Below are 12,901 nucleotides of genomic sequence, written 5' to 3' on the forward strand. Positions count from 1 at the left end.
TTCTATTTTAAATAAAACTGATTACTTGGCCCACTTTCGTTGTGCAGCCTATCTAATGCCGTAATTACATAATAATAGCTTTTCCTTTTTGAGGCGTTTTTGTCGGTGTATTTTAAAACCCCCTCATTCCTAATTATCGAGATAATTTTCTTTGGGTTTTCAAGATTTATCTCATCAAATTCATCAAACCGATACAACACAAAACTTTGAATATTTTCTCTGTTCAAAGAAAGTTTCGAGGGTAGCTTCCAGGTGACTTCGGCACCAAAATTATCAACCCTTTTAGCTTGGAGGGAAACAGGACTATTGGGAGCATTGCCATCCTTCCACGGCATAGAAGGGAGTAGTGCAGGATATTTGTAAATATTTTTCAAAGTATCAGAAATACCTAAATTATTAGAAATCAAATATTTAGAACTAAAAAAAATACTTCCTGAAATTTCTTCTGATTTTAGATTGCTCCTTACCTGTTTCCCAATTTGGCCCGCAGTTTTCCATGACTTCTCAGAAGAGTTCTTGTCTACTTTATAAACACTATGTCCAATATACAAATGTCTATTTCCATGATTTTCTGTCCACCAATCTACCAAAGACTTGTAAGGTACTCTAACGTGATCAAATGCAAAATATACTTGTGGAGCAATATAATCAATCCATCCAGAATTTACCCACTTTCGGGTATCAGCATACAAATCGTCAAAAGATGACAAGCCTCTAGTCGGCGAGCCTTCATTTTTTGGAGATTCGTTTCTCCAAACTCCTGCTGGACTAACACCGAATTTAACCCATTTTTTCTCGGCATTTATTGCTCTCGATATATCTTTAATGAGTGTGTTTATGTTATTTCTCCTCCAGTCTCCAATATTGGAAAATTCCGATCCGTGTTCTTTAAAAGTCTCCGAATCATCGAAAGTCTCGCCTTCGATGGCGTAAGGATAGAAATAATCATCAAAATGCAGGCCATCTATATCATAATTTTTGACCAAATTCACAACTACACCTTGAATATACTCTCTTACTTCAGGTAGACCAAAATTATATAATTTATAACCACCATAACTTACAAACCACTCAGGATGTAGCTTAGTAATGTGGTCTTTAGCAAGCGATTTAGCGTTTTTTTGGGTACCTCTGTTGAGATTGAGCCATGCATGAAACTCCATGTTTCTCTCATGCGTTTCGTCAATCATAAATTTGAGTGGGTCGTAGAAAGGCTCTGGGGCTTTGCCCTGTGTTCCTGTAAGCCACTCAGACCAAGGCTCGGTACTAGTGGAATAAAAGGCATCAGAAGCTGCTCGAACTTGCACAAAAACAGCATTAATTCCAATTTTTTTATGAGTATCAACAATATGGATAAACTCATCCTGTTGCTGATCTGAACTCAAAGTTTTCTTTGAGGGCCAATCAATATTATCGATGGTAGCTATCCAAGCAGCACGAAATTCTCTTTTAGGAAAAAGTACCTCTTCCTTATTTACTATTACTGGACGCTTTGGTGTGTTCTTAGGAGTACATTGCCCTAGAATAACTACTACAATTAAGAGCAATAATTTATATTTCATTCAATAAAAAAACACTTTAACTATCAAAATTACTAAGATTTCACTTCAAATAAAACACTTTTCTAAATGGAACATTGTTTTGACTTACGCCCTCTATACTAATCTTTAATGGTAAAATCGGATTTTCTCCGATACTAATTATGGCTTTACCTTTTTCATCTGTAATTATTTCTGGGTTCCAATAAGAAGTTGGTAAACTCTCATTCAATGTCATTTTTATACTCTGAGGAGTAAATATCTCTGATACTTTATAACCCTCTATGGCCACCTTTGTAAAGTTTTTGTCGGAAACATCATCTGATACACTTTCCTTATCCTTTTGAAATATCGACACAATACCATTCTTCCCTAAGTCACCATACATATTCGACATCCTTGCTACCACTTCAACTCGCAAAACATTGTTAGGGTTTACAGAATTTATACTGCCCATCGGAACTCCATCTATCAAAATTAATGCCGCACTGGAATTATAAACAGAAGTTGCCCCGCCCCTAAGAACGAAATTACTTCCTCTCATTTGCAAACTCGGCACTTTTTTAAGGATACTGTTGATTAAGCCAGTAACTCCATTAGTTGCATTTATTTCATTTTCTTCTATCACATAATCCGGTCTGCCATAGAGCATCTTTTGTCTCTTGTCTTTGGTTTTTTCTTTCGTTTCGACACTTTCAATTACAATTTCTTTAAAAATTGGTTCTGCTTGGGATACAATTTTATCTTTAAAGTCGACGGCTGCAATACTGACTGCAGGATAATTAACATCATTTTTAATGATAAAAATATTCTCTTTCAGTTTCTTAGAAACCGCCTGGAGATAAATATCTGATTGCCCATAAAAAGTTAGCCCTTTAAATACAAAGTTACCATTTACGTCTGATCCAGTTTGACTAAAATTCTGCAGATCATTCACAAAGACATTTAATTCACTTTGAACAGGAATACGCTTTTTGTCAAGAAAAATACCATTTATTTCTAAGCCTTTATCCATCAAAAATGGCATTGATTTCGGTTTATTCAAATTTTTTAAGTTTAAATTCCTTCGTATGTCAGTATTAAAATTCAATTCTGGAGAATAAAGGGGATTAGTTACTGACAAAGAAACATTTGCACCAATTGGATTGTCGTTCAAATCTTTGAATTCAAAATAAATTTCGCCTGTTTTCGTGTCAAATTTTTCAATTTTTACTTTAATTTTATCATCTTCATTCTCTGAAATTCCTGCTTCTTGGACTATGATTTTTTCATTTCGTGACAGCACAGGAACTGAAGTCTCGAAAATCAAACCATCGAAATTTCGCATATAATTTGTAAATGCCCTTAGTTGATAATTTCCTTTGGGTAAATCAAGAGGTAAAACCACTGCTCCATGTCCAAACCCATTAGAGATTTCTATTTTCTGTGTTTCTTGTATTTTCTTTGACTCATCTATTAACTGTACGTAAAGCACTTTACTAGCAGTGTCAACTTTAGCGAAGGATGAATAATTTAAATATACTTTAAACCATAACTTATCTCCCTGATAATAAACTTCTCTATCTGTATGCAAATGCACCGCCTCAGCAAAGGGTGGCTTCTCAAACTTTAAGAAATATGCTTCGTTTGCCGAACTTTTGGGGTCGTAATCTGTTGGCAACATACCCGAAACTTTCAAATAATCCATATCCCCTGACACCACAATATCTTGAGGATTCAAGGGCACTCCCTCTTTGTTAACATGCACATTATTGCCTCTTACTTGCATCCAACTTATTCCATAGTCTATGCCTTGATAAGTCCGTAGTTCAGACTTGACAGACTGGTTGTGAATCTCTAAATTATTGACAACAAAAATTTTCTTCAATTCAGGACTCTTACCCAAACTTACCATTTTACTCGATTCATATTCTATCACAGACTTACCCAATTCAGCGTCAAAATTATCAGTTCTGATAGCATTAGAGCCTGGCTTGGGCACAAACAAAGAAAAACCAGCTTCAGGTAATTTACTATCAACCAATGATTTAAACATAAAAATTGGTGATTTCTTGTAAGAGAAGGCTCTATTAGCAAACCATTCCTCAAGCTTGGTTTTGCTTGTTGGTGTCATTTCTGTAAAGTACACGTTACCTCCGAGTTTATGAATGTCTTTTCCTACAAAAAAATCGGTCAAATCGAAAGTAATATTATAGCCCAAAGCAAGGTTTTTAATCTTTATGGGCTCAAGAGCTTTGGCATGAAATCCATCTTCCTTTTCTTCAAAATCAATCACCCAAGCATTTTCAATTTCGCACATATCTGCAAAATTGCTTTCCCCTAAAAAATATGTCCTGAATTTCTTCAGTTGTTTTTCCCATTTTTTATCCCTTTTTGATTTTACCTGAACCTCAGTAAGCTGATTGTCGGAGGGGATAAGTTCTACATCTAATGAAATAATTTCGGCATCTTTTGCAATTATTTTTTTTGTTACCGACCTATATCCCACATACGAAAATACCAAATCAAACTCCTTAACAATAAGATTATTAAATTGATAATTGCCGTCAAGGTCAGAGTTTGTACCTATTGTGGAACCATTCACAAAAATATTGCATGATGGCAGCCCTTCTTTCGACTGGGCATCTATCACCTTACCTTTAATAGTAACGTTCTGAGCGGTTGTTAAAAGTGGAAAAAGAAAAAAAAGTAATGTTTTTACAAATTTCATTTTGGGGATTTTTTTACTGTGAAAAAGTTTATTTAATTAACGTCAAAAATAGCATTTTCTTTATTTTTATTTCAAAATTCACCATTTTCAGAACCAAAAGGCTAAAATGGCGTATTAATTAAGGTTTTCAAACATTCTTTGGGTAAAAATTGTTAATTTTGCACGATTTTTTAAGAAAACCATTTAATAAAAAGATGCTTTTAAGCGAACAAGAAATACTCAGAAGGCAAAAAAGAGAAGATTTGATGAAGTTGGGAATAGAGCCATACCCAGCAGAGGGCTTTACCACCAATACCAGTATCAGAGACATTCTCAAACACTGGAAACACAATAAGTTCGACTTTAAAGACGTGAGTGTAGCTGGTCGTTTGATGAGTTTTCGTATCATGGGTTCAGCTTCTTTTGCTGAAATCCAAGACGAAACTGCCAGAATCCAATTGTACGTAAATAGGGATGAAATATGCCCTAACGAAGATAAAACGATGTACAATACGGTTTTCAAAAAGCTCCTTGACATCGGAGATATAGTTGGCATCAACGGCTTTGTTTTTGAAACACAAACTGGGGAGATTTCAATCCATGTGAAATCGTTCAAATTACTTTCTAAATCACTAAAGCCACTTCCTGTAGTAAAACGTGACGAAGAAGGAAATATACATGACGGTTTTACAGACCCAGAGCAAAGGTTTCGTCAACGTTATGTTGATCTAATTGTAAATCCTGAAAACCGTGATATTTTTGTAAAAAGAGCCAAAATAATCAGCACTATGCGTCAGGTTTTTGACGATAAGGGCTGGTTAGAAGTAGAAACCCCCATATTACAGCCTATTCACGGTGGTGCCGCAGCAAGACCATTTAAAACGCATCACAACACGCTAGATATGCCATTATTTATGCGTATCGCCAACGAATTGTATCTAAAAAGATTGATTGTTGGAGGGTTTGATGGCGTATATGAGTTTGGCAAAATGTTCAGAAACGAAGGCATGGATCGTACCCATAACCCTGAGTACACAGCCTTAGAATTCTATGTTGCCTATAAAGATTACAATTGGATGATGGAATTCACGGAGCAGCTTTTCGAAAAAGTAGCTTTGGCGGTGCATGAAGATACCAAATTCCCTTTTGGTGACAATATAATAGATTTCCAAGGACCTTTCCAGCGTCTTTCGATCATAGAAGCTATAGAGAAACATACTGGAGTAAATGTTGATGCTTCGTCAGAAGAGGAATTACGCCAAAAATGTAAAGAGTGGGGCATGGAAATCGACGACACCATGGGTAAAGCGAAATTGATTGATGAGATTTTTGGCGAAAAAGTGGAAGAACATTTGATTCAGCCAACTTTCATTATCGATTATCCAGTAGAAATGTCACCATTGACCAAAAAACACAGAAGCAAGCCAGGCTTGGTTGAGCGTTTTGAGTTGTTTATAAACGGGAAAGAAGTTGCTAATGCGTATTCTGAATTAAACGATCCAATCGATCAACGAGAACGTTTTGAGGAGCAATTGAAACTGGCCGAAAGGGGAGACGAAGAAGCTATGGCTTTGGACGAGGACTTTATCAGAGCCTTGGAATACGGCATGCCCCCAACGGCAGGTATTGGCATCGGAATTGACCGATTAACCATGATGTTGACAAACAATGCAAGCATACAGGAGGTATTATTCTTCCCGCAAATGCGACCTGAGAAAAAAGTAGAAATAGCTACAACTGAAGATTATGTAGCTGTTGGTGTTCCTGCTGTTTGGGTACCTGCTCTACAAAAAATGGGCTTTTACACCATCCCTGCGTTGAAAGAAGCCAATCCAAACAAGGTCTTCAACGACTTGGGCGGGATGCGTAAAAAACTTAAGATAGATGAAAAAATGCCAAGCAAAGAAGAAGTGGAAGCTTGGATAGCATAGATAGATAACTTTAAACAAAAAATCAGCGATTCCTTTGGAGTCGCTGATTTTTTTATGCTCTAAAAATGATTTCTACTATCTCTTCCCAAAAAACTTCTTGGGCTTTTTATTTTCAGAGGTTGAAGTTCCTCCGCCACTGTGAGGTGAACGACCTCCTCCACCTTGTACGTTGGGCTTTCTGAAATTATTATTCTGAGGTCTTCTGTGTTCTGATTTTGAAGGTGCTATTTCTTCTTCTTCCGTAGGTTCGTAACCTGTCATGGTCTCTCTCACAAACTTCTGACCCAACAATTTCTCAATTCCTCTAAGGAAATCATACTCTTCATTACAAACCAATGAAACGGCTTCGCCAGTAGCTCCTGCCCTACCCGTACGGCCTATACGGTGTACATAATCTTCAGGAACATTCGGCAGTTCGTAATTTACTACATGTGGCAAAAGTGGAATATCTAATCCTCTGGCAGCAATGTCGGTCGCCACCAAAACCTGAATTTCTCCCTTTTTAAAATCATCCAAAGCCTTTGTTCTGGCACCTTGAGATTTATTCCCGTGTATAGCAGCCGAAGCAATGTCCGATTTTTGGAGTTTTTCGGTAAGTTTATTGGCCCCGTGTTTTGTTCTTGTAAATACCAAAACCTGTTCCCAATTACCCTCTTTTATCATTTTTACCAACATGGAAGGTTTTCTACCCTTGTCAGCTAAAATAACTCTTTGATCAATTTTTTCTACCGTAGTATTTTCAGGAGAAGCTTCCACCATTTCTGGGTCATGTAAAATACCTGCGGCCAACTGCTTGATTTCCAATGAAAATGTAGCAGAAAACAAAAGATTCTGGCGACGTTCAGGCACTAAGGCCAAAACTCGCTTAATATCTTTTGCAAAACCCATATCCAGCATTCTATCGGCTTCGTCTAACACCAAAATCTCAACATTGGCAAGCGAAAGAGCTCTTTGTCCATGCAAATCCAATAATCGGCCGGGAGTCGCTACCAAAATATCTACACCATTTTTCAATGTTGAAATCTGCGGATTGATGTTTACACCACCAAAAACCACCGTTGATTTTATATCTAAATAAACACTGTATTCTCTGATATTATCATATATCTGAGCGGCCAATTCTCTGGTTGGAGTAAGTATTAATGACCTAATTTTTCTTCGTCCTTGGTTAGGAGTAGCAGATAAAATCTGCAAAATTGGTAAAGTAAAACCTGCAGTTTTACCCGTACCTGTTTGGGCCGAAGCCAAAATATCTTTTCTATCTAAAACAAGTGGAATGGCTTTTTCTTGAATCGGTGAAGGAGTGATATAACCTTTTTCTTTTACTGCTTGCAGTATCGGACTGGAGAGTCCTAAATTTTCGAATGACATAAATTGGTATTTTGAAATACCAGTTTTTGGTACTTCGATTAAAACGCAAAGGTACGGCTAAATATTCAGATTGTGGTTATCTGAAGCTTTCACGGTTTTTCCCAAACCTTATTAAAGCAAAAAAGCCATCAAAAGATGGCTTTAAAATCAAATTTCTTTTAGTCAAAAACTATACCCTAACTATCTCAGCACCTATAGCATTAAGGCGGGCGTCGATGTTTTGGTACCCTCTATCAATCTGTTCAATATTATCAATTATGCTTGTTCCGTCAGCCGATAGAGCAGCGATTAATAATGCCACCCCAGCACGAATATCTGGTGATGTCATTCTGATTCCTCTCAAATTATACTCTCTGTTTAGGCCAATCACAGTGGCTCTGTGCGGGTCACAAAGTATAATCTGAGCACCCATATCTATCAATTTATCAGTAAAGAACAATCTGGATTCAAACATTTTTTGGTGAATCAAAACAGTACCTTTTGCTTGAATGGCGGTTACCAAAATGATTGAAATCAAGTCAGGCGTAAAACCTGGCCACGGAGCATCATAAACGGTTAGAATCGAGCCATCTATGAGTGTGCTTATTTTGTAATTGGTTTGAGCTGGAATATGAATATCATCTCCTCTAAATTCCATTTCGATACCTAATTTCTTGAAGGTATCCGGTATGATTCCCAATTCAGGAATTCTACAGTTTTTGATGGTTATCTCTGAACCTGTCATGGCTGCTAAACCAATAAAACTACCAATCTCAATCATGTCTGGCAACATTGTGTGCTCACATCCATGAAGTTCCTTTACACCTTTTATAACCAACAAATTAGAACCCACACCAGATATTTTGGCACCCATACTGTTGAGCATCTTACACAACTGTTGCAAATACGGCTCGCAAGCTGCGTTATATATGGTAGTAGTGCCTTCGGTGAGTACCGCGGCCATCAAAACATTGGCTGTACCTGTTACAGAAATCTCCTCCATCCAAATGTAAGAGCCTTTCATTTTTGAACCATCTATAGAATAGAAAGAATCGCCTGGGTCATACGAAAATTCTGCTCCCAATTTCTGAAAACCGATGAAATGCGTATCCAATGGCCTTCTGCCTATTTTGTCACCGCCTGGTTTCGGAGCTTTTCCTCTTCCAAATCGACCCAACATAGGCCCAAGTAACATCACTGATCCTCTGAGTTCTGCGGCTTTGTTTTTATATTCTTGTGTTTCGAAGTATTCAAACTTTACATCATCGGCTTCGAATTTGTACACACCCTCACCCATTTTGCTTCGCTTTACTCCCATGTCCTCCAAGAGTTCCATGAGTTTATTTACGTCTCTGATGTTAGGGATATTGTGAATAATTACGGGTTCTTTGGTCAACAAAACAGCACACAATATCTGCAATGCCTCATTTTTTGCACCTTGGGGAACAAGCTCCCCTTTTAATTTCCTTCCTCCTGTTATTTTAAATGACGACATATTTATTATTGAGGTCTTCTTCTATTGTTATTATTGTTAAAACGGTTTTTATTGTTGCCGTTGTTATTACCATTACCACCATTCGGGTTGTTCGGCCTTTGATTTGGATTTCTGTTAAATCCACCCAGTTTGTTACCTTCGCCGGTTGCACGCGGATCTCTTCTTTCATTTCCTCTTTCTGGGCGATTCGAGAAATTCTGATAAGAAGGTCTTGGTCTATTTCCGCTGCCATCCTTTGGATTCGCGTCGTCTATCATACCGTTTTCAACCAAGAAATCTATCTCCGGCTTGAGTTTCCCTCCCGAAAGTTCCATGATTTGATTTAAACACACGTGGGTTTCCACTGAGTCTTTGTTCCAATTGAGAAAAAACGCCTTCATCAATCTAACCAAATACGACACAAAAGCCTTTCTTTCATCGAAAGTTTCGGCCACTATGGCTTTCATTATCAACAATTCAAGATTTCTTCCATAAAACTTATGCTTCAGTTTAGACTGGCTATAAGGTATTTGCATAGGTTTTTTACCCAAAATCTCTTTTGGCGGTGGTGGAAATGGGCTATCAACATCCAGGTCAAAATTGGCCATGATGTACAAGTCGTCCCAAAGTTTTTTACTGTAATCTGCTCCGTCCCTCATCTGCGGATGAATCTGACGCATCAGCTCTACCAAAATGTGGGCGTGCTTGGTTCTTTTTTCTTTTTCAGGAATGGATACGATTTGCTCGACCAGTTTCTGAACATTACTTCCGTATTCTTTCATATAAATATCCTGCTGGAGGATTTGGAATTTTCTTTAATATTAAACTAAAACAGGAAGAATCTAAAATTTCAAACTGTAGAATAGGTTTTTCAATGACAAATTTAATCAAAAAATGTTAAATCTAATAAAAATTAGAATCCCCATTAAATTTTATTAAATTACTAACGTTTTAGTTTGAAATAGTATTTTCGGCCTTTCGTACAATTTTATTTAGCTTTTTGTCGAAAATCTATTTAATTGCATTTGTATTTTTACTATTAATCAATACATTTTTTATCTATTAATCAATTTAAAATCCTTTATGAAAAGACTAATCTACAATCTCGGCCTGCTGTTATTGCTGTGCCAAGTGACATTCGCCCAACAGCTCAATCTTAATGAAAAACTCCCAATGGATCCTTCGGTGAAAGTAGGTAAACTCAAAAACGGGCTTACTTATTATATCCGAAAAAACGTAGAGCCTAAAAATCGTGCTCAATTGCGACTCGTTATAAAAGCCGGTTCTATTCTCGAAGACGATGACCAAAGAGGTTTGGCTCACTTTATGGAGCACATGGATTTCAACGGAACAAAGAATTTCCCGAAAAATGAAATGGTGAATTTTTTGGAGAAAAACGGTATTCAATTCGGTGCGGATCTCAACGCTTACACCAGTTTTGATGAAACTGTTTATATGCTTCCAGTGCCAACTGACACGCTGGCCAAGCTCGAAAAATTCATGATGGTATTGTCGGAATGGGCAGCTTATGCCACACTCGATCACGCCGAAATTGACAAAGAACGTGGGGTTGTTTTGGAAGAATCAAGACTCAGAAAAGGTGCTCAATCGAGAATTCAAGAGAAGCTTTTACCTGTGATTTTTAGAGGATCTATATATGCACAAAGACTACCGATTGGCTTAGATGACATCATCCAAAATGCTCCTTACGATGCTGTAAAAAGATTCCACAAAGATTGGTACAGACCTAACTTGCAAGCAGTTGTGGCTGTAGGAGATTTTGACCCTGCCCAAATTGAAGCTATGATTACCAAGTATTTTGGAGGAATTCAAAATCCTGCTAAACCGAAAGAAAGAGTAAAATATGAAGTACCGCTTAAAGGAGGTACAGAAGCGATTGTAATCACTGACAAGGAGCAACCCTACAACATGGTTCAGTTGTATTATTTGCAACCGGAGAAAAAACAAATAACGGCTGACAACAGGAGAGAAAATATAATGACCTCGCTTTTTAACAGCATGATTAGCCAACGTTTACAAGAATTGATGCAAAAAGCAGATCCTCCTTATCAGTTTGGTTCGAGCAACTATTCCTCATTTTTGGGCAATTTAGATGCACTTACTGTTTTTGCTGTGGCCAAAGGTGCTGATGTAGAAAAAGCGTTAAAAACCGTTTTAGACGAAAACGAGAGAGTTTCCAAATTTGGTTTTACGGAAAGTGAATTGCAAAGAGCCAAAATGCAATACAAAAGTGGTGTAGAGAAACAATACAAAGAAAAAGACAAAACCGACTCGGAGAGTTTTGTGGAAGAATTGGTGGGTTGTTTCTTAAATGACGTGGTAATGACCAACATTGAATATGACAACCAATTCATAAATCAGCATTTGGAAGGCATAAAACTAACCGAAATAAATGCCCTTGTCAAAAAACTCATAACCAAAGAAAACCGTGTGTTGGCTTTGATTGGCTCTGAGAAAGACAAAGCCAGTTTACCAACAGAAGCCCAATTGAAAGGCTGGTTAGACAACACGGGTTCAAAGATTACTGCTTATGTAGACGAAGCCGTGGCGACATCGTTGGTTGAGAAAAAGCCAAATCCGGGAAAAATAGTTTCTGAAAATAAAATTGAAGAAATTGGCGTGACTGAAATCGTATTTGAAAATGGTTTAAAAGTAAATTTAAAACCTACCGATTTCAAAAACGACGAGATAAAGTTCAGAGGAACCAGTTGGGGTGGTAACTCGCTTTACGAAGATGCCGATTTTATGAATGCGGCGTTTAGCTCAATGATAGCATCAACTAGTGGAAATGGTAACCTGAAAGCTTCGCAACTGACCAAGTTTATGTCAGGAAAAGTGGCTCAAGTAAACGCGTCTGTAGGTGGTACCACAGAAGCCATATCGGGTTCGTCTTCAGTAAAAGACTTTGAAACTGCCCTTCAGATGGTTTACAACAGATTTACCAACAATAAACTAGACCCAGAAGCAGCCAAAGGTGCATTGGCCAACCAAAAGGACTTTTTGCAGAACATGGAAAAAACACCAACACCTGAAAAAGTCTTCAATGACAGTGTGCAAGTCGTAATGGGCAATGGTGCTTACCGTGCACAACCGATGACATCAGAAAGAATGACCAAAGTGGATCCTGAAAAAGCGATGAAAATTTTCAGTGAGAGATTCAACAATGCCTCAGATTTTGAGTTTACGTTCGTTGGAAATTTTGATATCGAAAAAATCAAACCTTTGTTGGCTACCTACTTGGGCGGATTACCTGGAACTCAGAAAAAAGAGACCTTCCGTGACCTCAACATAGTACCTCCGACTGGAAAAGTATCTAAAATTGTAAAGAAAGGAACAGAAGACAAGGCTAGAGTATTGTTGACTTATTCGGGCAAATATGCTCCAAATGAAGCTGAGGAACTACAAATAAGGGCTTTGGGAGATATATTGAACATCAAACTCACCGAAAAACTTCGTGAAGAAGAAAGCGGCGTTTATTCTCCATTTGTTGGAGGAAGTACAAACAGAGTACCCATGCCAAGGTATATGTTCAGAATTGGATATGGCTGTTCTCCTGCAAATGTTGAAAAATTGATTGCCATCACTTTGAAAGAAATAGAAAAAATCAAAGCCAACGGTGCTGAAGCTGTGGATATTGAAAAGTTTGTTTCAAAACAAAAACTCGATTTTCAGACTAATTTGAAAAATAACGATTTTTGGCTGGGTTCTTTAGCTGCAAAATATCAGAATGGAGACCGAGTAGTAACGATTCCTACAGAAGACAAACTACTTGATTTGCTAACAGTTGAAAGCACAAAAGCAACGGCAAACAAGTATTTAAGCGGTGAAGATTTCATCAGAATTGTTCTTTTGCCAGAAGATAAGTAAAAGAGAATTCGGTTATTAAAGAAAAGGCTGC

At 37.5% G+C, this 12,901-nt stretch carries 7 protein-coding genes; 2 read left to right on the forward strand and 5 right to left on the reverse strand.

Features of this window, described 5'->3' with window-relative positions; all coding sequences use genetic code 11:
• Nucleotides 1-2: 2 nt before the first annotated feature.
• Nucleotides 3-1,562 (reverse strand): glycoside hydrolase family 10 protein, encoded by a 1,560-nt coding sequence (locus EGI26_RS00905; protein WP_255075722.1) that lies wholly within the window; start codon nucleotides 1,560-1,562, stop codon nucleotides 3-5.
• Nucleotides 1,563-1,602: 40 nt separating this feature from the next.
• Entirely contained in the window at nucleotides 1,603-4,248 is a 2,646-nt protein-coding gene (locus EGI26_RS00910) for a TonB-dependent receptor (RefSeq protein WP_255075723.1), read from the reverse strand.
• 194 nt (nucleotides 4,249-4,442) lie between these two features.
• On the opposite strand from EGI26_RS00910, the gene lysS reads away from it, so the two are divergent.
• On the forward strand, nucleotides 4,443-6,158 hold the full coding sequence (gene lysS / locus EGI26_RS00915) for a lysine--tRNA ligase (RefSeq protein WP_255075725.1): 1,716 nt from the start codon (nucleotides 4,443-4,445) through the stop codon (nucleotides 6,156-6,158).
• A gap of 75 nt (nucleotides 6,159-6,233) precedes the next feature.
• On the opposite strand, the gene EGI26_RS00920 is transcribed toward lysS, so the two are convergent.
• From EGI26_RS00920 to EGI26_RS00930, 3 genes are all read right to left on the reverse strand, one after another.
• Nucleotides 6,234-7,529 (reverse strand): DEAD/DEAH box helicase, encoded by a 1,296-nt coding sequence (locus EGI26_RS00920; RefSeq protein WP_255075726.1) that lies wholly within the window; start codon nucleotides 7,527-7,529, stop codon nucleotides 6,234-6,236.
• Between the two features lie 169 nt (nucleotides 7,530-7,698).
• Complete coding sequence (gene murA / locus EGI26_RS00925) at nucleotides 7,699-9,003, reverse strand: UDP-N-acetylglucosamine 1-carboxyvinyltransferase (protein WP_255075728.1); 1,305 nt, start codon at nucleotides 9,001-9,003, stop codon at nucleotides 7,699-7,701.
• 5 nt (nucleotides 9,004-9,008) lie between these two features.
• Nucleotides 9,009-9,785 (reverse strand): DUF4290 domain-containing protein, encoded by a 777-nt coding sequence (locus EGI26_RS00930; protein WP_310587922.1) that lies wholly within the window; start codon nucleotides 9,783-9,785, stop codon nucleotides 9,009-9,011.
• Nucleotides 9,786-10,065: 280 nt separating this feature from the next.
• Between EGI26_RS00930 and EGI26_RS00935 the strand changes: the two genes are divergently transcribed.
• Nucleotides 10,066-12,870, forward strand: a complete 2,805-nt coding sequence (locus EGI26_RS00935) for a pitrilysin family protein (RefSeq protein WP_255075730.1) — start codon at nucleotides 10,066-10,068, stop codon at nucleotides 12,868-12,870.
• Nucleotides 12,871-12,901: the final 31 nt, after the last annotated feature.

Source organism: Lacihabitans sp. CCS-44 (genome assembly GCF_024343735.1).
Lineage (GTDB): Bacteria > Bacteroidota > Bacteroidia > Cytophagales > Spirosomataceae > Leadbetterella.